This window comes from Paracoccus sp. JM45, assembly GCF_003590715.1.
Classification (GTDB): Bacteria; Pseudomonadota; Alphaproteobacteria; order Rhodobacterales; family Rhodobacteraceae; genus Paracoccus.
In genome coordinates, this window is sequence record NZ_QQVY01000016.1 from 15,040 (window position 1) to 36,044 (window position 21,005).

A 21,005-nucleotide genomic window follows, 5' to 3' on the forward strand; every position below is an offset into this window, starting at 1 on the left:
TGCCACTGAAGATTTTTTTAAAACCAGCGGCATTCACGCGGCTGGTGATCAAACCGAAAGATTGCCAAATGAATACATCCCCTCGTTTTCCGCTTCGCGCGGGTGCGCTTGCGATCCTGCTGGGGTCGACCGCATTCCTTACAGCGGCCGCCCATGCGGACGAACCGGACATTGATCAGGTTCAGGCCCATTGTGACGCTGTCGTTAAATCAGTCGAGGATGCGGGATTTTCCGATAAGGTGGCCGTGACCTGCGAGGATGGAAAGGCAATCATTTCTTCGGACACATATCCGGATCACGAATTGATGACAGGCATTGTTGGTACCAATGAACAGGTGCCGGTGCCCGCGAAGGAATATGACGCTCCGATCCCGCTGAAACCTGAACTGGGTGATACGCCGCAAACCCGCGATGCGGCCCTCGGGGTGGCGGTCAATGGTGTGCCGATCTTTGACTATACTGGCGGAGGAGAGATGTCACAGGATGATCTGGCACATTATCAGGCCCAGCATGATACGTTCCAGACGCAGCAGCTGGACGTTTGCGGTGGCCATGCCGGACGAGGGGATGATTACCATTATCACATGAAACCGCGCTGCATGATCGAACAGATGCACAACGCGGGTGATGACGCCATTCTCGGGTGGGCCTTTGATGGATTTCCAATATATGGCGATAAAAACCCCGATGGTACGGTAATTGCCAAAGGCGTTCTGGATGTCTGTAACGGTCAGGCCGACGATAATTACGGCTATCGTTATCAAACGTCAGAAGAGGCACCGTATATCGTGCAGTGTTTGATGGGTAAGGTTGACGACCTTAAGGATTTGCCCCGTACGGCACCATTGACGAATGCTGCAACGGGGCAGGGGTCTAACCCGGGAAACCCGCCGAATGGTGGTGTCGAAAATCTGGTTTTTACACAGGATGAAGGCGGCAGTCGGAGCATGGATTACCGCTATGACGGCGAGGATTACTATATCCGCTATAGTCCCTCTGACCAAGCCGATTGCTATAACTTTGAAAGCCGCACCGTTACAAATGACGGTAAAGTCGAAACCGGAGAGTTCTGCCGATGACGCCGCGCCTTTATCAAACCGCCGTTCTGGGCACGTTTGCAGTCATGACGGCCATTGCCGGCCCTGCGGCCGCGCAAAACAGCTTCACCGTTGAAAGCCCGGCTTTTGTTGATGGCGGCAATTTGCCGGCTGATCTGAAATGTAAGCGTGACGGCGGGGATGGAATATCGCCGCCTTTGGAATGGTCAGGCGTTCCGGATGGTACGCAAGGCTTTGCTGTCGTGATGCAACATTATCCCCGTGGAACAATCGAGGGGCGCGATACACCCAGCCAGTATTGGTTGCTTTGGGATATCTCTGCCGATACCGGCATGATTGATCGGGGCAATCCGACCTCGATCGGGAATGAGGGGTCGGATAAGGATGGCAAGGAAACCGGATATACACCGCCATGCTCGCCCGGTACCGCCAAGCACGAATATAAGATCACGGTTTACGCTTTGGATAAAAATCTGGATGCCCTTCCTGATGAAGACGATATTTCGGTAGACTGGACAGCGATGATGGATGCCATTGCCGGCAATGTTATCAGCCAATCAAGCGTGACTTTTAAAAACTGATATCTGAGGCATGAAAATTTCTAATATGACGAGGCGATGTTGCACAAATCAACTGATGACCGTAGTTCCCCGTTTCCCGTACACACTAATTCAAGGGCTACAGTCACGGGGATGTCGAGGGCAGCGAAGCGCATGACTGCCGGACGGATCTGAACTTCGGCCACCTTGTGGTCGAAGTCCTGGGACATCAGCCTTTGTCCGAGCAGTTTCACGCAGTTTATATTTGTCTCCACCCTGCTACGTTGGTGGTAGCCGTTTCAATTCTGCCAAAGCCCTCGGCCAGGATGTTTTAACGTCCGCAGGATCTCCTTGCGCGCTCTGGCTCCTGCCGTGTCAGGCTTCCAGCGCCTCGCGGCGGGGCGGAGCGAAATGATTGCCGCGGCACCGCACTTGGTGCCAGCGTCGTGATAGACCCGCGTGTCGTAGCACCGTCCGCTGTAACGTCGGCGATCGCCTAATCCGGGGGCAGCTGGGCAAGCAGATCCGGGGAGCATGGGCGCGTCGCCGACATTGCTGGAGGTGACCTCGACTGCCCAGATATCCATAGTCTGTTCATCGACGCCGAGGTGGGTCTTGCGCCAGACCCTTCGTTTCGAACCGTCATGCTTGCGCATGTACCACTCGCCTTCGCCTTCCACCTTAATGCTGGTGCTGTTTACGAGCAGATGCTGCGGTCCCTTGGAACCGCGATACGGAATGGTGACGTTCAAGTCGTTTAGCGGCGTGCCCAGTGCTCAAATCCGGCACTTACCAGCCGAGCCCAGACAGTTCGAGCAAGCTTGCCACGAAACCGGTCGCTTGCCGGAGCGGCAGCTTGAGGAGGGTCTTGAGAGTGGAGGCAGGCCTTAATGTCAGCGTCGCTATAGGCCTGCTAACGGCCGCGATGCCCCGACGGAATGGCTTCCCACTGCATTGAGGGATCGAACCAGACGGTCAGTGATCCGCGCTGCTTCATCGCCTGATTGCGGCTTTTCCAGTCGGAGGTTTTGTAGGTCGTCGGCTTATACCTTCCGGCTAGTACATTGGATTCAGGAGATGATCCCTCGCCTCTTTGTCCAATAATCCTCCTACAGGTCAAATACCTCAATAATACTCTCGAGCGGGATCATCGCTTCATCAAGCGGATCACAGGACGGATGCAAAACTTCGAGGCGTTTCAATCAAAAGTTGCAACACAACCTCTGAGCCTATTGTTTAAGCAATTGTTCACTCGTCATTTACATCGGCAATCGCTATGATCTTTTTGCGACCAGAACGCTTAAAATACGAAACTCGCAAATTGTCATCGATAAGTATTTTTTATTTAATAAATAAAAACAACCATTTGTCACTTCCCTCGGTGACCCACTGTGCATTTTATGTGACGAATGTGCAGTAACTTCTCTCTAAGTTGTATAAATATGCAACTAACTTTGAGTTTATAGAAATTTATACAAAATCATGTTTCCCGATGCTTGGTTCAGCATGGGTGTGAGCGTTTGTCTTACGCGTTGAATCTTCTTGTAAGGAACATCATGAATATCAAGTACTCTCGACGAGCTGTCCTATCAACTGGTGCCGGGCTAGCGGCTGCGGTGGCCACGCCGTCAATTCTTCGCGCCTCGAGCAGTCAACCGCTTGCTGGAAAAGAACTGCGTCTGCTAACGTGGTCTGACAGCACTGGCGCTGCCGTTCTCGATCACATCGCAAAACCATTCGAGGCGAAAACCGGCGCACGCGTCATTGCCGACCGGACCGGATCTACCTCGGAAATGGTGGCAAAGCTGCGGGCGGCAGGGGATCGGCCACAATATGATGTAATCACTTTGGCAGGTGTGGGTGCAGTCGAGCTAGGTGGTGACGGGCTGCTTGCCAAGCCAGATCTTAACTTGCTGCCCAATCTGGAACAGGTCGATCCGCGGTTTCGAACCGGCGCTGACGGGTATGGTATTGGATATCTACTGTGGACGGGTGGCTTGATCTATAACACCAAAACCTTTGCCGAGCCGCCGACCTCCTATGCACAGATGTGGGATGCCTCGCACCAGAACCGGCTGTTCCTGCCTCCATCCACATGGACCGATGCGCTGGATACCATTTTTGCCACCGGAAAAATGTTGGGCGGTGATGGTACGAACGCGGATGAGGCTTTTGCCAAGCTGGCAGAACTGCGCAACAGCATCCTAACATTCGGTGAAAATCCGGCCCAACTGTCGGAACTGTTCCGTTCGGATGCGCTGGATCTGGGCGGCGTATATGCTCCGGCGTTCTATGCTAAAGAGCTGATGGACCCTGCAAATTCTAATATGGGGGCGACCTATGATTTGGATGAAGGCTTCTTTGCCGACCTGATGTATACGATCGTGCCCAAATCCAAACCGGGCGATGATGATGTTGTACATGCCTTCATCGACTTTACGCTGGATGCCGAAGTACAAGGCATGATGGCGGAAGCTGTGCTGAACGGTCCTATCAATCAGAATGCGGTTATGTCCGAGGCGGCTAAAGCCAGCCCCTTTATCATCAAGCCCGAACAGATGGGTGAAAAAACCATCGTGCACGACAAGACATTTATTGCCGATGTCCGCGAAACCTGGATCAACCGCTATAACCAGACGCTATCCTAAGCGCTTGATCACAGGCAAGGCAGCTTATCGATGAGTATCGGATTATCCCGCAAAAGGGCGCTGGCATTTTCTTTGCCAGCGCTATTGGCCATTACGCCCTTTCTGGGGGCGTGCTTTTACATCTTCCGGTTTTCCATTTCAGCGGAAACCGGAACGATCCAAGGCTTTTCGATCCGGCCCTATCTGGATCTGATGACCCCGTTTTTCGGACGCTCGGTCTGGTTGACGGTCAAGCTGGCTTTCATCGCCACCCTTATTGCGATGGTGCTGGCTGTGCCTTTGGCATTCGTGCTAACATCTTTGCGAAGCCCGCTGGCGCGGCGCTGTCTGACTGTCACGATCCTATTGCCGCTGATCCTGAACCTGCTGGTGCAAGCCTATGGCTGGATTTTGTTGCTGGGACCAAGCGGGGTTTTGAACACAACCTTGCGCGGATTGGGGATCATCGACCGCCCGCTGTTCCTACTGTTCAACGAAACAGGCGTGCTGTTGGGTCTGGTGCAAACCTCGCTACCCTTAGCGGTCTTTCCCATAGTCAGTTCTGTGCGTGGACTGTCGCAAGAGCATTTGGAGGCCGCCAGTTCGCTTGGTGCCTCGCAATGGCAGACGTTGCGCGACATTACATTGCCTTTGTTGCGGCCCGGGCTGCTGGGCGCTGCATCCATCGTCTTTGCCTTTAACGCCAGTGCCTTTGCCGTTCCGCTGCTATTGGGCGGGCGTCGGGTCCAGATGCTGGGCGTTGCCATACGTGACATGATATCGCCCTTGTTCAACTGGTCAGGTGCAGCGGCTGCGGGGATGATCTTGATCGGTATTACCCTGTTCGTTCTGGTCTTCACTTCATGGCTGGTGCGGATCACATCCCGGAATGTGAGGGACTGATATGCGCGTCGGACTTTTCCCTAATGAAGGTGGCGGTAGCTATCGTTTTGTCATCATGGCCTTGGCGGCCATCGGCGTCCTGATTTCATCCCTGCCGGTGATTATCGTTACGATCATGTCGTTTTCGGCGTCGGATAATACCGGATTTCCACCACAGGCACTATCACTTCGCTGGTATCAGGAAGTCATTGCCCTGTTCACCCAAGCGGACGGGTCCAGTGCACAATCAGTTGTCGATGCAACGCTGACGAGTCTGCTGGTCGCGGTGATCGTGATGTCAATATCGACATTGGTCTGTATTCCGCTGGCCTATGCTCTGACGCGGGGGGACCGGCGCATTCGCACGGGGATGGAACTGCTGTTCACGCTGCCTCTGGTATTTCCATTGGTGATCCTTGGTATTGCGTTCTTGCTGATTGCAGAAAGCCTGCGTCTTGATATCGGCATCTGGCGGATCGTCATCCCGCATATCGCATTGGTCCTGCCCTTTGTGCTACGCAACTGCCTTGGCGCAATGAGCGGTATCCACCCCGAAATCGAAGAGGCCGCCATTTCGCTTGGTGCGTCACCGTTACGGGCCATCTGGGACGTGGTTATTCCGTTGATGAAGGCGGGTATTCTGGCCGGCCTGATCTTTGCGCTGATCATCAGCTTCAACGAATTCACTATTACATTCTTCATGTACACGATTGATGTCAGCACTTTGCCCATCTGGATGTACAGCCGCACGGTATCGTCGCTTGACCCATCTACGCTGGCGCTTTCCGTGTTTATTATCTTCGCGGATATCGTGCTGATCGTGCTTGTAGACAAGCTGATCGCCGGTCGCGCCAGCCTCTTTTGAAAAGGCCATATCACGTGATCACTCGTAACGACCATTTACATATCGATGGCATTTCCAAGAATTTCGGCGATGTAAAAGCGCTGGCTGATATCGATCTGAAAATCCAACGCGGATCGTTTGTCTGCCTGCTGGGGCCATCCGGTTGCGGTAAAACGACCCTTTTGCGCATTATTGCAGGGTTCGAAACCGCAACGACGGGGCGGCTGTTGCTGGATGGTAATGACATTACCCAGCAGCCACCCCATAAGCGCGGCTTTGGTATGGTGTTCCAATCCTTGGCACTGTTTCCACATATGACCGTGGCGCAGAACATCGCCTATGGGCTGAAACTGCGTGGAATAAATGGCAAGGCGCGGCGTGAACGAGTTGATGAGTTGTTAAATGTCATCCAGCTGCCGCTGATCGCTGACAGACCCGTTTCGGCATTGTCGGGCGGCCAACGTCAAAGAGTTGCAATTGCGCGCGCATTGGCGATACAGCCGCCGCTGTTTTTGCTGGATGAACCTCTGTCCGCGCTGGATGCCAAATTGCGGGACTCCATGCAGATAGAGTTGCGCCAGCTGCAACAAAAATTCGGCGTTACCACAATTCTTGTCACACATGACCAGCACGAGGCGATGATGCTGGCCGACGAGCTGGTCGTTATGAAGGACGGGGCTATACGTCAATCGGCAGCCCCTGCGACGGTATACAGGCATCCGGCTGACAGCTTTGTGGCTGACTTTCTGGGCGCAGCTAATCTGGTTGATGCGGGTCAGGTCAGTGGCGGGGCGATCCAACTGCTTGGCCGCCCCATGTCAATACCATCAAAACATCCTGAAAACACGCATCTTCAGGCCGCGGTACGGGCAGAGCATATTACATTGAGACCGGCCGGCGCCTCAGATGGCAGCGCTGTCGGGACCATCTTGTTCATGCGCGATTTGGGCCCGTTGACCGAGTTGGTCGTAGATGTTGCTGGGGAAAACCTGCGGGTTCGCAGCACGAATGCTGCCAGTCAGGGGATGGCAGTGGGTTCAAAAGTTTCGGTCATCGTTGACCCTGAACATGTTTCAGTATTCGCGGCGAGCTAACAAAAAGCCGCGAATCGCTTTGATGAGCAGTTCATGGTCGACATGCAAGCCACTCTATTTCGGTTTCCGGAAAGGCGAAAATTGCATCAAGCTTAAAATCTCGAACAACATTTGCGCACCGTTCTGGGCAGTGTTTGTTGAAGGGTCATAGGCTGGTGCGACCTCGACTACATCGCCACCGACAAGATTTGCCCCCTTCATTCCGCGGATCAGTGCCAGCGTCTCGCGGGTGGTCAGGCCACCAACCTCGGGTGTGCCGGTTCCGGGGGCAAAGGCTGGATCAAGGCTGTCGATATCGAACGAAAAATAGGTGGGCCCGTCACCGATAACCTGACGTGCTTGGCGGATAATTTCGGGAATGCCTATTACGGTCACGTTAGCGGCTTCGATAACAGTCATTCCCGAAATTTCAGAAAATTCCCAAATGTATTTGGCTGCACCACGAATGCCGATCTGGATGGTGCGTTGCGGGTCCAAAGCGCCGTCCAGAACCGCGTTACGGAAAGGGCCGCCATGATGGAATTTTTCACCTTCGTATGATCCGCCGGTATCGCAATGCGCGTCGATATGGATCATCCCGACCGGGCCATCGGCGGCAACTGCCTTGAGGATCGGATGACTGATCGAGTGATCGCCGCCCACAGCCATCGGAATGACGCCCTGTGCCACAATGTTCGCGACAAATGTATGAATATCTGCATGACTTTGGGCAAGGTCAAAACGGCTTTGAAGGGGAACGTCACCGATATCGGCGACAGCCATTTCGTGCAGGGGCGCGCAATCCAGCGCGTCATTATAGGGACCGATACGTTCAATCGATCGCAGCGCCCGCGGTCCGAACCGCGACCCGTTGCGATTGGTGACACCAAGATCCATCGGCACGCCAAATAAGGCGACATCAAGATCGGATATGTCGGCACCTACCGGCATCGGGCGATGCAGCGCATCCAGCAATGTCGGCATACCGGAATAAGGTGCTGGGCGGCGCCCGCCATCCGAAAAAATCTTATCCGCGATACGTCTGTAGTTCGGATTTTGCAGTTCGCCACCATTTGCGGCAGCAAATGTTTCTCTCAGTTTCGTAAGCGCTTCTTGGGACCAGGCCATACAAAATCTCCTTTATCAGCCCTTTTGCTATCGCGTCTGGTTGGTCCGATTAAATTTGAACTTTAAGAATGGTTGTTTCATATGAGAGCAACAATCACGATCTAATGGGTACAGCGATGCCGCGCCGGAAAAAGTCATTCTCGGGCAATGTGAACGATGTCGATCTGCGGCTGATGCGGGTATTCAAGGCCGTGATCGAATGTGGGGGATTGTCCGCTGCACAGGCCGAACTAGGCGTAGGAAGGTCCACTATTTCGCGCCAGATTTCCGATCTGGAAACGAGACTCGGCATTCGCTTATGCCATCGCGGCCGCAGCGGGTTTTCCCTGACGCAACAAGGCAGCCAAGCATATAAGTATATTGATCAGTTCCTGATTTCTGCCGGAGAGTTTGCGTCAAACATCGCAAGCATCAGCAATATGATGGTGGGCAAGATTAAGATAGGCATGATCGACTTTACGCTGACCGATACTAATAACCCTCTAATCCCGACCATAAAACAATTCAAAGAGATAGCTCCCGACGTCACGGTGAACCTCATGACAGGCTCACCGAACGAGGTTGAGCGCGGCGTTATTGATGGCGATTTGCACATTGGCATCGTGCCTGATTACCAGCGCCATCCAAGTCTTGAATATGCCACGCTTTTTGAGGAGGAGGTCGGGCTTTTTTGCGGCAGTGAACATCCGTTATTTCAAGCGGTGCGGAAGAACCGGCCGGTGACTGAAAAAGAGATATATCAATACAAACTTGTCCATCGTGCGTATTTCGAATGTGATCGTTTGCGTCAGCGTAAGCAAAAGTTTCCAGTTGGCAGTACAGCCTATCAAACCGAAGCGGTGATGGCCCTGGTTCGGAGTGGTGTCTATTTAGGTTTTATGCCCCGACATTGCCAAACATTCATGGGCAATGAGTTGCACGAATTGATGCCAGATGTATTTGGATATTCCACCCCGATCTGCGCAGTTTGGAGGACAGATCGAAAACACTCTCAAATCATGCAGGATTTTTTGAAGATTTTGCGTGAGATAGGTGCCTAAAAAATGACGGCGACCTGAACCCCTAGAACTTTTCCAAACTTGTGTAGGGTCCGCCCAACAAAGGGACGGACAAATGAAGGCACGCTTCACTGACGAACAGATCATAGCGATGATCAAGGAGCAGGACGCTGGCGAGAGGGCTGCTGATGTATGTCGTCGGCATGGGATCAGCTCAGCAACGTTCTACAAATACAAATCGAAGTATGGCGGCGTGGAGCCGTCTGACGCGAAGCGCGTTGCGAGCGTTGGAAGACGAGAACGGCAAGCTGAAGAAGCTGTTGGCAGAACAGATGTTGGAGCGTGACCTTGTCCGCCATTGGTCCGAGGACAATGGTCGCGCGCAATGTTGCAAGACATCAACTCGAGAAAGTAGTGACGCCTGCTGTGAGGCGGGAAGCGGTGGTTCATCTGTGCGAAGCGCACGGTGTGAGCCAGCGGCGGGCGTGTGATGTGCTGCATATTGGTCGATCATTGGTGCGGTATCTGTCGCGTCGTGGCGATGACAATGATCTACGCGATACGATCAAGCGGGTGTCCACCGAACGGCGTCGGTTTGGTCGCCGCCGCATCCACGTGATGATTGTGCGTGAAGGTTTCGAGGTGAACCACAGACAGTGAGGCGCATCTACGCTTCAGGTGCGCCGCAGAGGCGGCAGGAAGCGTGCGTTGGGCACAAGGAAGCCGATGCGATGGCGCTGCGTGATGGCCCAAACCAGCGCTGGTCATTGGATTTCGTGTCTGACGCCCCGACGGATGGTCGCCGTTTTCGCATTCTGACGGTCGTTGACGACTTCAGTCGCGAGAACTTGGTACTGGTCGCAGATACATCTCTGTCGGGGCAAGGGGTTGCCCGAGAACTGGATCGCGCGATCGCCGAACGCGTCACGCCAAAGACGATTGTCTCGGACAACGGCACAGGGTTCACCAGCACGGCGATCCTCAAACGGGTTCAGGAAACTGGTGTTGATTGGCACTATATCGCACCAAGCAAGCCCCGGCAGAACGGATTCATCAAAAGCTTCAACGGCAAGTTGCGGGATAAATGCCTCGATAAAAGGCTGTTTGGTACATTGCGCGATGCCCGCAAAACGTTTGAGGAATGGCAGGAGCATTACAACTTGCACAGACCACATTCAGCATTAGGCAACCTCACCCTAATGGAATTTTGCAGAGAAACGAAATGGACAAGATGGCGGCCTCACGCCAAATATTTAACCCTAAGGACTACGCGCAAAACTGGAGCAGACTTGGGGCACAGTTCAAAATCATATCAATTACAGTGATTCGGATGAGCGTGTTAGGGCCCGTGGACAATCATACTTCCCATAGGTTTTGATTTCTGATTCAAATCTCCCAAACGGAGGTTGGGATGAACGAGCAGCGCTTTGTGGTGACGGATCGTGTGTGGCGGCGGCTTGAGCCGCATTTGCCGGGAAAAACCAGCGACGCGGGGGCTACGGCAAATGATAACCGTCTGTTTCTGGAAGCGGTGTTCTGGCGCGTTCGCACCGGGTCTCCATGGCGCGGCCGCCCGCCTTCGGCAACTGGAACAGCCAGTTCCGCCGCTTCCGCAGATGGGCGAAAGCAGGGGTTTTCGAGAGCCTTTTCACAGCCATGAGTGGTGACCCCGACCTTGAATATGCCCTCATCGACGGCACCATCGTTCAGGTTCACCAGAAGGCAACCGGCGCAAAAGGGGGACTCAGGCTCAGGCCATCGGACGCTCGCGTGGCGGTCTGACGACTAAAATCGTCGCGCTTGTGGATGCGCTCGGCGATCTGATCCGTTTCCTATTATTGCCCGGGCAGGCACATGACACAAAAGGCGTCGCGCCTCTGATCCGTAACGTTCCCTTCGGGGCTCTTCTGGCAGACAAAGCGTTTGACGCGAACTGGCTCCTGGACGAACTGGATGCACGTGGGGCATGCGCCGTGATCCCACCGAAATCAAACCGAAAGCAACAGCGCAACCACGACGCAGACGCTTACAAGTGGCGCCATATGGTTGAAAACTACTTCGCAAAGATCAAGGAATTCCGAGGTATAGCAACACGCTATGACAAGACCGATTGCAGCTACACCGCCAATTGGAACCTCGCCGCAGCCCTGATTGCTTCAAGATGAATGTCCACGGGCCCTAGTGAGATACGCGTTTTTTGAGGCCTGCCGTTCGAAGTTTTCGGAGCGCTCAATGTGGCTTGGTTGGTGGCGCGGATGCCCCTCCCGACGGCGCCGCGATGTGCAATTATGGTGAGTGTTAAAGTCATCACAAATGGAAAAAGCATCCATGTTCGAAATTACTCTCATCGGTTTCAACTGTATCCGTCCGGTTGAGGCGCGGTTTTAGGCGATTTCGGCCTGCCAGTTCCATGGCATGAGTTCGTCGATGCGATTAATCTTGTGATCAGGCAGGCGCTGGAGAACCCATGCGAGCCATGCCTCGGGGTCGACGTTGTTCATCTTGGTGGTCTCGATGAGCGCGTATGAAATGGCGGCAGCCTTCCCGCCGCCGGTTGACCCCATGAACAGATAGTTTTTCTGTCCAATGCGATGGGCCGGATCGACCACTCGCAGGTATTGTTGTCCAGCTCGAGACGCCCGTCGCCGAGATATCCGCGGGCCTTTGGCATACGGTTCAGCGCATAGTGGATCGCTTCAGCCAGCTTGGTTTTTCCGGAGATCTTGCGCAGTTGCGCCTGCAGCCGAAGCTCTAGTTCGTCGAAGACAGGCTTGGCCTTGACCTGCCACAGGGCCACGCGCTCTTCTGGGGATTTCCCCCGCACCTCCTTCTCGACAGCGTAAAGCTGCGCGATCTGTTTGATCGCTTGTCGGGCAATTGGAGAGCCGGTGCGCTCGAGCTCGTCGACGAACTTGCGGCGCACATAGACCATGCAGGCCTGTTCACTGGCTTTGCCCGTGCCGAACAGCCCATTGAACTTTGCATAGCCGTTGGCATGGACCGTGCCGGTATAGCCCGCGAGATGGTTGGCAGGGTGCTGGCCCTTCCGGTCGACGCTGAACTGATACCAGGCGCAGGGTGGTGCTGCCCCGCACCACGGGCGTTCGTCCCGGACATAACTCCAGAGGCGGGCAGTTTTGGTCTTTGTGGTGTTGGCGCGCACCTGCAGTTTTACGGGGGTGTCGTCCGCAAACAGGGCTGGTCCTGCCCGAACCAGTTTGCAGATGTGCCCGGCCATGGGTTCCAGCAGGGCCGTTATGCGCCCGACCCGGTTGCTCAGCGTGGAGCGATGCAGGTCCACGCCTTCGCGGGCGTAGATTTTGGATTGCCGTTCAAGCGGCAGGTGGTCGCAATATTTGCTGACCAGCATGTGCGACACCAGGCCGGGACCGGGCCGGCCGCGTTCGATCAGGCGGGAGGGCAGCGGAGCTTGGGCGAAGGCTTCACAGCAGGTGCAAGCCATGCGGGGCAGGATGAACCGGCGCACCACGAAGTGACCAAGGATGTAATCCAGTTCTTCGGTCACGTTCTCACCCACCTGGCGCAGGGTGCCGGCGCATCCAGCACATGCCTCACCGGGCGACAGGACCTCATTTTCCCGATCAAGGTGGTCTGGCAGCGGCTTGCGGCTGTGCTGGCGCTTGTTGGTTGGGGCCTCGTCATCGCCGGGCGACTGCTTGGTGTATTGATCCGCGGCAGCCTGCGCGATCTCGCCGTCTTCCGACAGGTCGAGAGCCAGTTGATCCATGGCCTCTGCCTTCGAACCCAAGCGTGCCTTGCGATGGCCGTGAAGTTCGGCCTTCAACTTCTCGATCTGGTAGGCTTGAGACTGGATATATTGGAGCATTTGCGCGCTGACACTGCGTAGCTCTTCAGGGTCTTCGGGCTGGGTTTTGAAGGCCTCCAGCATAGGAAAACTTATACCAGACTGGCCCATGGCAGGGAACGAAAAATAGCGGAAAACCCATGTTTTGTTGGGATCTATCCTTATTCCGCAACCAGCGGTCGCCAGGTCTTTTGTGGGGTCCGCCAGTCAATCCCTTCGAGCAGCATCGACAGCTGCGACGGGCTCAAGCTGATCTTGCCGTCCTTTGCCGCAGGCCAGACAAACCGGCCCCGCTCCAGCCGCTTGCTGAACAGGCAGGCCCCCTGACTGTTCCACCAAATGATCTTTAAAAGATCGCTACGGCGACCACGGAAGACGAACATGTAGCCTGAATACGGATCCTCGGCCAGAACCTGTTCAGCCTGTGCCGCCAGCGCATTGAAACCGCGGCGCATGTCCGTGACGCCGGCAGCCAGCCAAACCCGCGTGTTGCTTAGCACCGGGATCATTGCGCCAGTCCCTCGACCATCGCCACGATCGCCGACAGCGCGGTCGCACCCTCCACCAGAATGCGCCGACCATTACAAAGCGTAATGTTCACGCGCTGAACGGTGATGGCATCTGTCGAAGGAGTGGGCAAAATGGGCGCCGTTGGAGCGGAGTCCATGCCTGCAATCTGTAAAACGACAAACTACTTTGTGTTCCAGATGGTTTGATATCAGATACTTATGCTAATTCTTTTCAATAAACCTTTCCCATCTCGCCTAGGTAATATCCTTCATTTTAATCGCGGAAATGATTCATCTGCGATCGATAGATGCACCGGCGGAAAACGGCGTATTTCGTTGAAAAACTCTCATTGATTTGATGCCTGATCGCTGATTCACTTTCGGTAGTGAAGCTGGGGGATCTGCGATGTTGGGACCAAAACATGAGGCGCAAGGCGCGTTGTTTTATGAGTTCTCGATTGAGGATCATGTGCCCCAAGACCACTTGCTGCGCTCCGTTGATCGTTTCGTCGACCTGTCCGGCATTCGCCAGCATCTGGCCCCGTTTTACAGTAACGCCGGTCGCCCTTCCATTGATCCCGAGCGGCTGCTCCGCATGTTGCTGGTTGGCTATTGCCCGGGGATCCGGGCCGGGCGGCGGCTCTGCGAAGAGGTGCATCTGAACCTCGCCTATCGCTGGTTTTGTCGCTTTGACCTGATGGACCGCGTGCCGGATCATTCCACTTTCTCCAAGAACCGGCACGGCCGCTTTCGGGACAGCGACCTGCTGCGCCACCTGTTCGAGACCACTGTGGCGGGGTGCATTGCAGAGGGTCTGGTCAGCGGGCAGCGCTTCGCAGCGGACGCCAGTTTGATCGAAGCCGATGCCAACAAACAGAACTCGACGGCGAAGGAGGACTGGCACCGTGAAGCCATAAATCCAGCCGATGCGCCGCGGGCCGTTCGCGAATATCTCGAGGTTCTGGATGACGCCGCCTTTGGCGCAGCCACAACAGTTGAGCCCAAGTTCACGTCTCATTCAGACCCGTCCAGTCAGTGGACTGCAGCGCGCAAGGGCCCTGCGTTCTTTGCCTGTTCGACGAATTACTTGATCGATAGTGACAACGCCGTGATCGTCGATGTCGAAGCAACCCGGTCAATCAGGCAGGCCGGGGTCGGGTCCGTCCGCACGATGCTTGCCCGTGTAAAAGACATGTTCGATCTTCATCGCGAACGCATCATCGCGGATACCGCTTACGGCTCCGGCCCGATGCTCGGCTGGCTGGTGGATCGCAAGATCGCGCCACATATCCCGGTGATTGACAAAGCCGGGCGCACAGACGGCACATGGTCTCGCGCCGACTTTGAATGGGACGCTGGGAACAATCAATACATCTGCCCCGAGGGCGAAGCACTCAAGTAGTTCCGCCGCAACTACTCGGACCCGAACCGTGGCCCGTCCGGCAAGGGCGTCGCAAAATATCAGGCCCTGAAGCTGACCTGCCACGCCTGTCCATCAAAGCCCAAGTGCTGCCCGAATGCAGATGCGCGCAAGATCGCCCGCGAAATCGCGAAGACCGACCAATATGCCGTGTTGATGCGATTACGAAAGAAGGTCGAGATGCTCTTTGCTCACCTCAAGCGCATTCTGGGGCTGGGAAGGCTCCGATTACGCGGCCCGAACGGAGCAAATGACGAATTCCTGCTCGCCGCCACCGCCCAAAACCTTCGCAAATTGGCCAAGATCCTTCCCGCACCGCAGCAAATGCGAAACGCATGACAGGAAAGGCGCTCGCGCACTCATTGGCACCTGACTTTCGGCGCGAGCGAACCGTTGTTTCCAATAGAATGGATGGATTGCAGACCTTCGCTGCGGGCGAGAGACAGCGATGCGGCAAGTTAAAATGCCGACAACCAAGTGGCCTCGAGACCAGATCACGTTCTTCAGCGGCGCAAGTCATTTTCGAGCCCAAGTTACTAAATACTACACATGGCCCCGAATGTTGGCTTTGGGAATTGTCGATTGCGGCAGATCTCGAAAGCCATTCCCATTCCTGTAAATTATGGCATCAATTGCGGCTCGTCGCCTTAACAGATGTAGGTCAACATCCGGGACAAATCCAATATTGACATAGCTCCAAGGCTGTCATCACAGCGCGGCGGTGCTACCACGAACGATCAGTGACACGGGAATGATGGCCATGTGCTCTGCCCCCGCGTCATCGGGGCTTTCGAGTCGTTCCAAAAGCATGGTGGCGGCGGTCTGTCCCAGCAGCAATCGGTCCTGCCGTATCGAGGTCAGCGGCGGGATGAATTGTTCCGCGAGATCAATGTCATCAAAGCCCATGACGGAGACGTCCTCGGGCACCTTGAAATTGCGGCGCGACATTTCGGAGATGAACCCCATCGCAACCTGATCGGAGACGCAAAACATCGCCGTGGGGCGGTTTTCGAGCGCGATCCAAGCCTTCGCCGCCACACATCCCGCCGCGAGTGAGAAGTCACCTGGGATGAGCCATTCCGGCTGTTGCTCAAGGCCAAGCGCGATGATTTCCTGCACAAACGCCTCCTTGCGCGCCTGCATCAATACATTGCCTTCGGGGCCCGTCACATGACCGATCTTGCGATGGCCAATATCATGCAAATAGCGCACGGCGGCCTTCGTGCCGCGGCGATTTTCGCTACGCACAGAGGGGAATTCCGTCTCGTTAACCCATTCGCAGGCAAAGAGAATTCGCGTTGAATGCGCTGCCACTTTAAGGGATGAAATCACCTCGGCGTCCAAACCGCCATCGAGAATGATCATGCCATCGGCACGCGCATCATCGAGGTAATCAATCAATCTTTCGCCGCTGTCGTGAACCTGTTTAGTGCTGGCGATCAGCATCGAATAGCCCTTGCGCGACAGGTTCAAAGAGATCCCTTCCAAAATCGCCGAGAAGAACGGGTTTGCCAAATCCGGCAACAAAACCAAGACCGAATGGGCGCGCTGTGTCCGCAAGTTTCGCGCCGCGCGATTCACACGGTAGCCGCTGACCTCGACGGCATTTGACACGCGGATTCGCGTTGCTTCGGACACCATATCGGGATGCGATAACACACGAGAGACGGTGGCGGTGGACACCCCCGCAACGCGTGCAACGTCTTGAAGCGTTGAAGTTTTTGACATTGCCGGATTCTACCCTGATTTCGCTTTATGTAATCGATTGCAAATATTGTTGACAAGTCAAACGAACCCAATCCATGATGTAATCGATTGCAGGAGGTGGCGATCATAAGATCTCGCGGGTTTCCGCAGCTTCTGGGAGGAAGACATGTCAAAATTATTGAAGTCCTTGTTGGTCGGGACCGCACTGACCTGCGCGTCGGCGGCCTCGGCGACGGAATTGGAAGTGACGCATTGGTGGACGTCGGGCGGCGAGGCGGCGGCAGTCTCGGAGCTGGCATCTGCGTGGAACGCGACGGGCAATAGCTGGGTGGACGGCGCGATCGCAGGGTCCGGCAGCACGGCACGGCCGATCATCATCAGCCGGATTCTGGGCGGTGACCCGATGGCCGTCACGCAATTGAACCACGGCCGCCAAGCCGAAGAGCTAATTGAGGCGGGTTTGATGCTGGACCTGACGGATGTGGCCGAAGCGGGAAAATGGAAAGATGTAGTTGTCCCGCCTAACCTTCTTGATTCTTGCACAGTAGATGGCAAAATTTACTGTGTCCCGCTGAATATCCATTCGTGGCAATGGCTATGGTTGTCGAACAAGGCTTTTGCAGATGCGGGTGTACCGACCCCTGCAAACTGGGATGAATTTATCGCCGATGCCGACGCCCTGCGTGCGGCGGGCAAGGTGCCACTGGCTGTGGGCGCGCAGGGTTGGCAACAGGCAGGTGCTTTCGGGGTGATGTCGGTCGCGGTCGCCGGTAAGGACGCATGGCTGGCAGTGAATGTCGATAAAGATGCTGACATGGCTGCCGGGCCTGAATACGCCAAGGTATTCAATGCCGCCGTTGTGGCCCGCGACATGTCAAAAGGCGGCAATGTTCAGGACTGGAACCAGGCAACCAATATGGTCATCACGGGTGCCGCCGGTGGCCAGATTATGGGGGATTGGGCGCAGGGCGAATTCCAGATCGCGGGTCAAAAGGCCGGTGACGAATATGAATGTCTTCCCGGTCTGGGCGTCAGCGCGATGCTGGATACCGCAGGTGATGCCTTTTACTTCCCGCTGAACAAAGACCCCGAAATTACAGCCGCCCAAAAAGAACTGGCCGCCTTGATGATGAGCCCGGAAGTGCAGGTTGCCTTTAACCTTAAAAAGGGCTCGCTTCCTGTCCGCGGCGATATCGATATGAGCAGCGCGAATGAATGCATGCAAAAGGGACTGGAAATTCTGGCATCGGGCAACATCCTGCCCTCGGGCGACATGTCGCTTTCCGCCGATACACAGGCTCAACTGGAAGACCTGATGGCCGAATTCTGGTCAAGCGATGCGATGTCCTCGGCAGACGCACAAGAACGTTTTGCCGACATCATTGACAGCGCCGATTAGGCCGGATCGTCTTTGACCTGCCCTGACAGGGCAGGTCATTTCAGCGCTCTTCCACATATCCAGTCACAAGGGGATCACGATGTCCGTCGTTGATCATCGGACCGCTATTGCGGGTCCGGCGAAAGGAAAGCCGAACAGGCTGACCAAAAATCTCAGTTCAAAGGTCGCGGCGATCCCGATGATCCTGACGGCATTGGTGGTCTTTGTCGGCTGCACCATCTGGACGATTGTTTACTCCTTCACCAGTTCGCGCCTATTGCCAAAGGGCAACTTTGTCGGACTGGACCAATACGAGCGGCTTTGGGGCAGCAGCCGCTGGCTTATCTCCATCTCGAACCTGATGTGGTACGGGGTTTGCTCGCTGGTGCTGACCTTGGTCATCGGTTTTACGCTTGCTGCTCTGCTTGACCGTAAAATCCGGTTCGAAAATACATTCCGAAGCATCTTCCTGTTCCCGTTCGCCTTGTCATTCATTGTCACAGGACTGGTCTGGCAGTGGATTTTGAACCCCGATTACGGGCTGCAGGGCGTGGTGCGCAGCTGGGGGTGGGAAAGCTTCAGCTTCGATCCCCTCTATAACCCAGATATCGTGATTTTCGGCATTCTGATTGCGGGCATCTGGCAGGGATCGGGCCTGATCATGTGCATCATGCTGGCCGGCCTGCGCGGCATTGACGAAGATATCTGGAAAGCCGCCCGTGTTGACGGGATCGGTACGGTCAAAACCTATCTGGTGGTCATCATTCCGATGATGCGGCCAGTCTTTGTCACCTCGCTTGTGCTGATCGCGGCGGGGATCATCAAGCTCTATGATCTGGTCGTCGCACAAACTTCGGGGGGACCGGGACTCTCGTCCCAGGTCCCTGCAATGTATGTTTATGACTATATGTTCAAAGCACAAAACCTCGGTCAGGGCTTTGCCGCCTCGACGATGATGCTTTTGTCGGTGGTGATCATTTTGATCCCCTACATCTATCTGCAATTCAAGGGGACCAGCCGTGGATAACACGATGACAGGCCCACGCGGGCCAAAGCCAAAGCGCCGGTTCTCGCGCAACAATATCTTTATCTATGGAACACTTCTGCTGGTCAGCATCTACTATCTGCTGCCGCTTTACGTGATGGTCGTTACCTCGCTGAAGGGGATGCCCGAAATCCGCTTGGGGAATGTCTTCAGCCCGCCGGTCGAAATTACGTTCGAACCTTGGGTCAAGGCATGGTCGCAGGCCTGCACGGGAATCAATTGTGACGGCCTCAGCCGCGGCTTCTGGAATTCGGTCCGGATCCTGATCCCGTCGGTGACGCTGTCTATCGCAGTGGCGTCGGTCAACGGCTATGCCCTGTCGAACTGGAAGTTCAAAGGCTCCGAGGTGTTCTTTAACATCCTCATTCTGGGCGCGTTCATCCCCTATCAGATCATGCTCTATCCGATCGTGATCCTGCTGCGCGAACTGGGCCTCTATGGCGGGCTGACGGGGTTGGTCATGGTACATACGGTCTTTGGCATGCCGATCCTGACGCTGTTATTCCGCAACTATTTCTCCTCTATCCCGGACGAGCTGTTCAAGGCGGCGCGGGTCGACGGAGCGGGATTCTGGCGGATCTACTTCAAGATCATGATGCCGATGGCACTGCCGATCTTTGTGGTTGCGATCATCCTGCAGGTCACCGGTATCTGGAACGATTTCCTGTTCGGCGTGATCTACACGAAACCCGATCTTTATCCGATGACAGTGCAGCTGAACAACATCGTCAACTCGGTTCAGGGCGTCAAGGAATACAACGTCAATATGGCGGCGACGCTGCTTACGGGTCTGGTGCCTCTCGTCATTTATTTTGCCTCCGGCAAGCTCTTTGTCCGCGGCATCGCCGCAGGCGCAGTCAAAGGCTGATATCCCCCATGACATATTCGGTAGAAATCAAAAATCTCGACCTGAGTTTTGGCGCCGTGCAGGTTCTCAAGCAACTCAACATCGATATCCGCGAAGGCGAATTCCTTGTGCTGTTGGGGTCGTCGGGCTGCGGGAAGTCAACGCTTCTGAACTGCATCGCAGGCCTGTTGGAGGTGACCGACGGCCAGATCTTTATCAAGGGCAAGAACGTCACATGGGCTGAGCCGTCCGACCGCGGCATTGGCATGGTGTTCCAATCCTATGCGCTCTATCCGCAGATGACCGTGCGCGGAAATCTGTCATTCGGGCTGAAAAACGCCAGGATGCCCAAGGACGAAATCAACAAGCGCGTCGCCCGCGTGGCCGAAGTACTGCAGATCGAGGCGTTGCTTGACCGTAAGCCCGGTGCCCTTTCGGGCGGCCAACGACAGCGCGTTGCCATCGGTCGTGCACTTGTCCGCGAAGTGGACGTCTTTTTGTTCGACGAACCACTGTCCAACCTTGATGCCAAGCTGCGGACCGACTTGCGGGTCGAACTGAAGCGGCTGCATAAAAAGCTGAAGAACACGATGATCTATGTCACCCATGATCAGGTCGAGGCCATGACGCTGGCTGACCGTATCTCGATCATGCGGGGCGGGTTGATCGAACAGCTTGATCCGCCGGAAACCATCTATGCCAAGCCCTGCAACAAATACGTGGCCGAGTTTATCGGCTCACCCGCGATGAACCTGTTCAAGGGTGAACTGGCCGGAAACACCTTTCACTGTGACGGTTTCAGTATGGCGGTTGATGGTTATGAATTCGGTCCCGACGGTTCGCGCGACGGAGCGGCATGGCTGGGCATTCGTCCCGAACATATCGTCACAGCCGCCGCCGCGCAGGGGGCGACATATTCCGGCCCTGCCGAAATCGACATCGTCGAACCCATGGGGTCCGACACCCTCGTCTGGGCGGATTTTGCAGGGCAATCCGTCCGCGTACGTACCGAAGGCCAATCGGCATTAGAAGCCGGTCAGAGCCTGACAATCGGGTTCGACGCGTCGAACCTGCATCTTTTCGACATGACAACAGAGACACGTCTTTAATCTGGAAAGCTTTCA

General features: G+C 55.3%; 17 protein-coding genes and 5 pseudogenes. 15 read left to right on the forward strand and 7 right to left on the reverse strand.

All coding sequences use genetic code 11. From position 1 onward, the window contains the following. Positions 1-68: 68 nt before the first annotated feature. Positions 69-1,079, forward strand: coding sequence for a YHYH protein (locus DWB67_RS14755; protein ID WP_119808364.1), 1,011 nt, complete (start codon positions 69-71; stop codon positions 1,077-1,079). Positions 1,080-1,123: 44 nt separating this feature from the next. After that, positions 1,124-1,639: a YbhB/YbcL family Raf kinase inhibitor-like protein gene (locus DWB67_RS14760; RefSeq protein WP_182911599.1), complete on the forward strand. Its 516-nt coding sequence runs from the start codon at positions 1,124-1,126 to the stop codon at positions 1,637-1,639. A gap of 20 nt (positions 1,640-1,659) precedes the next feature. On the opposite strand, the pseudogene DWB67_RS14765 reads toward DWB67_RS14760, so the two are convergent. Beyond that, positions 1,660-2,594 (reverse strand): annotated as a pseudogene (locus DWB67_RS14765) (IS5 family transposase). A 115-nt stretch (positions 2,595-2,709) separates the two neighbouring features. Here DWB67_RS14765 and DWB67_RS18410 point away from each other — a divergent pair. The 5 genes and pseudogenes from DWB67_RS18410 to DWB67_RS14790 all read left to right on the forward strand — a co-directional run. Then, a pseudogene (locus DWB67_RS18410) lies at positions 2,710-2,814 on the forward strand (IS6 family transposase); the annotation flags it as partial. Positions 2,815-3,153: 339 nt separating this feature from the next. Then, entirely contained in the window at positions 3,154-4,245 is a 1,092-nt protein-coding gene (locus tag DWB67_RS14775; RefSeq protein WP_119808366.1) for a PotD/PotF family extracellular solute-binding protein, read from the forward strand. Positions 4,246-4,275: 30 nt separating this feature from the next. Then, on the forward strand, positions 4,276-5,127 hold the full coding sequence (locus tag DWB67_RS14780; protein ID WP_119808367.1) for an ABC transporter permease: 852 nt from the start codon (positions 4,276-4,278) through the stop codon (positions 5,125-5,127). A 1-nt stretch (position 5,128) separates the two neighbouring features. Next, the gene (locus DWB67_RS14785; RefSeq protein WP_119808368.1) at positions 5,129-5,971 is read left to right on the forward strand and encodes an ABC transporter permease; all 843 of its coding nucleotides are present in this window, start codon (positions 5,129-5,131) and stop codon (positions 5,969-5,971) included. A 14-nt stretch (positions 5,972-5,985) separates the two neighbouring features. Further along, entirely contained in the window at positions 5,986-7,044 is a 1,059-nt protein-coding gene (locus DWB67_RS14790) for an ABC transporter ATP-binding protein (RefSeq protein WP_220475148.1), read from the forward strand. 54 nt (positions 7,045-7,098) lie between these two features. Here DWB67_RS14790 and speB read toward each other — a convergent pair whose 3' ends face one another. Continuing rightward, positions 7,099-8,151, reverse strand: coding sequence for an agmatinase (speB, locus tag DWB67_RS14795; protein ID WP_119808369.1), 1,053 nt, complete (start codon positions 8,149-8,151; stop codon positions 7,099-7,101). A gap of 68 nt (positions 8,152-8,219) precedes the next feature. On the opposite strand from speB, the gene DWB67_RS14800 reads away from it, so the two are divergent. The 3 genes and pseudogenes from DWB67_RS14800 (at position 8,220) to DWB67_RS14810 (ending at position 11,314) form a co-directional block, all read left to right on the forward strand. Further along, positions 8,220-9,191, forward strand: coding sequence for a LysR family transcriptional regulator (locus DWB67_RS14800; protein WP_119808370.1), 972 nt, complete (start codon positions 8,220-8,222; stop codon positions 9,189-9,191). A 73-nt stretch (positions 9,192-9,264) separates the two neighbouring features. Further along, positions 9,265-10,372: pseudogene (locus DWB67_RS14805) on the forward strand (IS3 family transposase); the annotation flags it as partial. Positions 10,373-10,560: 188 nt separating this feature from the next. Next, a pseudogene (locus DWB67_RS14810) lies at positions 10,561-11,314 on the forward strand (IS5 family transposase). Between the two features lie 219 nt (positions 11,315-11,533). Here the strand turns inward: DWB67_RS14810 and DWB67_RS18415 are convergent. The 4 genes from DWB67_RS18415 to DWB67_RS18420 form a co-directional block, all read right to left on the reverse strand. Further along, the gene (locus DWB67_RS18415; RefSeq protein WP_255418696.1) at positions 11,534-11,650 is read right to left on the reverse strand and encodes a transposase domain-containing protein; all 117 of its coding nucleotides are present in this window, start codon (positions 11,648-11,650) and stop codon (positions 11,534-11,536) included. Beyond that, complete coding sequence (locus DWB67_RS14815; protein ID WP_255418698.1) at positions 11,647-13,059, reverse strand: IS66 family transposase; 1,413 nt, start codon at positions 13,057-13,059, stop codon at positions 11,647-11,649. The genes DWB67_RS18415 and DWB67_RS14815 overlap by 4 nt, the downstream gene beginning before the upstream one ends. 77 nt (positions 13,060-13,136) lie before the next feature. Then, complete coding sequence (tnpB, locus tag DWB67_RS14820; RefSeq protein WP_119808371.1) at positions 13,137-13,484, reverse strand: IS66 family insertion sequence element accessory protein TnpB; 348 nt, start codon at positions 13,482-13,484, stop codon at positions 13,137-13,139. Further along, complete coding sequence (locus DWB67_RS18420) at positions 13,481-13,615, reverse strand: oxidoreductase (protein ID WP_182911601.1); 135 nt, start codon at positions 13,613-13,615, stop codon at positions 13,481-13,483. The genes tnpB and DWB67_RS18420 overlap by 4 nt, the downstream gene beginning before the upstream one ends. 275 nt (positions 13,616-13,890) lie before the next feature. On the opposite strand from DWB67_RS18420, the pseudogene DWB67_RS14825 reads away from it, so the two are divergent. Next, a pseudogene (locus DWB67_RS14825) lies at positions 13,891-15,243 on the forward strand (IS1182 family transposase). A gap of 369 nt (positions 15,244-15,612) precedes the next feature. On the opposite strand, the gene DWB67_RS14830 reads toward DWB67_RS14825, so the two are convergent. Beyond that, entirely contained in the window at positions 15,613-16,632 is a 1,020-nt protein-coding gene (locus DWB67_RS14830) for a LacI family DNA-binding transcriptional regulator (protein ID WP_119808372.1), read from the reverse strand. A 145-nt stretch (positions 16,633-16,777) separates the two neighbouring features. On the opposite strand from DWB67_RS14830, the gene DWB67_RS14835 reads away from it, so the two are divergent. The 4 genes from DWB67_RS14835 (at position 16,778) to DWB67_RS14850 (ending at position 20,990) form a co-directional block, all read left to right on the forward strand. Beyond that, on the forward strand, positions 16,778-18,010 hold the full coding sequence (locus DWB67_RS14835) for an ABC transporter substrate-binding protein (protein ID WP_119808373.1): 1,233 nt from the start codon (positions 16,778-16,780) through the stop codon (positions 18,008-18,010). Between the two features lie 79 nt (positions 18,011-18,089). Further along, a complete protein-coding gene (locus tag DWB67_RS14840) occupies positions 18,090-19,016 on the forward strand; it encodes a carbohydrate ABC transporter permease (protein ID WP_119808374.1) in 927 nt (308 codons plus the stop codon). A 4-nt stretch (positions 19,017-19,020) separates the two neighbouring features. Continuing rightward, a complete protein-coding gene (locus DWB67_RS14845; protein ID WP_119808384.1) occupies positions 19,021-19,902 on the forward strand; it encodes a carbohydrate ABC transporter permease in 882 nt (293 codons plus the stop codon). An 8-nt stretch (positions 19,903-19,910) separates the two neighbouring features. Further along, entirely contained in the window at positions 19,911-20,990 is a 1,080-nt protein-coding gene (locus DWB67_RS14850; RefSeq protein WP_119808375.1) for an ABC transporter ATP-binding protein, read from the forward strand. The last annotated feature ends 15 nt before the right edge of the window (positions 20,991-21,005 follow it).

Coding starts and splice junctions, on each gene's coding strand:
- DWB67_RS14755 (WP_119808364.1), top strand. CDS start 69: ATGAATACATCCCCTCGTTTTCCGCTTCGCGCGGGTGCGCTTGCGATC.
- DWB67_RS14760 (WP_182911599.1), top strand. CDS start 1,124: ATGACGGCCATTGCCGGCCCTGCGGCCGCGCAAAACAGCTTCACCGTT.
- DWB67_RS14775 (WP_119808366.1), top strand. CDS start 3,154: ATGAATATCAAGTACTCTCGACGAGCTGTCCTATCAACTGGTGCCGGG.
- DWB67_RS14780 (WP_119808367.1), top strand. CDS start 4,276: ATGAGTATCGGATTATCCCGCAAAAGGGCGCTGGCATTTTCTTTGCCA.
- DWB67_RS14785 (WP_119808368.1), top strand. CDS start 5,129: ATGCGCGTCGGACTTTTCCCTAATGAAGGTGGCGGTAGCTATCGTTTT.
- speB (WP_119808369.1), bottom strand. CDS start 8,151: ATGGCCTGGTCCCAAGAAGCGCTTACGAAACTGAGAGAAACATTTGCT.
- DWB67_RS14800 (WP_119808370.1), top strand. CDS start 8,220: ATGGTTGTTTCATATGAGAGCAACAATCACGATCTAATGGGTACAGCG.
- DWB67_RS18415 (WP_255418696.1), bottom strand. CDS start 11,650: ATGAACAACGTCGACCCCGAGGCATGGCTCGCATGGGTTCTCCAGCGC.
- DWB67_RS14815 (WP_255418698.1), bottom strand. CDS start 13,059: ATGCTGGAGGCCTTCAAAACCCAGCCCGAAGACCCTGAAGAGCTACGC.
- tnpB (WP_119808371.1), bottom strand. CDS start 13,484: ATGATCCCGGTGCTAAGCAACACGCGGGTTTGGCTGGCTGCCGGCGTC.
- DWB67_RS14830 (WP_119808372.1), bottom strand. CDS start 16,632: ATGTCAAAAACTTCAACGCTTCAAGACGTTGCACGCGTTGCGGGGGTG.
- DWB67_RS14835 (WP_119808373.1), top strand. CDS start 16,778: ATGTCAAAATTATTGAAGTCCTTGTTGGTCGGGACCGCACTGACCTGC.
- DWB67_RS14840 (WP_119808374.1), top strand. CDS start 18,090: ATGTCCGTCGTTGATCATCGGACCGCTATTGCGGGTCCGGCGAAAGGA.
- DWB67_RS14845 (WP_119808384.1), top strand. CDS start 19,021: ATGACAGGCCCACGCGGGCCAAAGCCAAAGCGCCGGTTCTCGCGCAAC.
- DWB67_RS14850 (WP_119808375.1), top strand. CDS start 19,911: ATGACATATTCGGTAGAAATCAAAAATCTCGACCTGAGTTTTGGCGCC.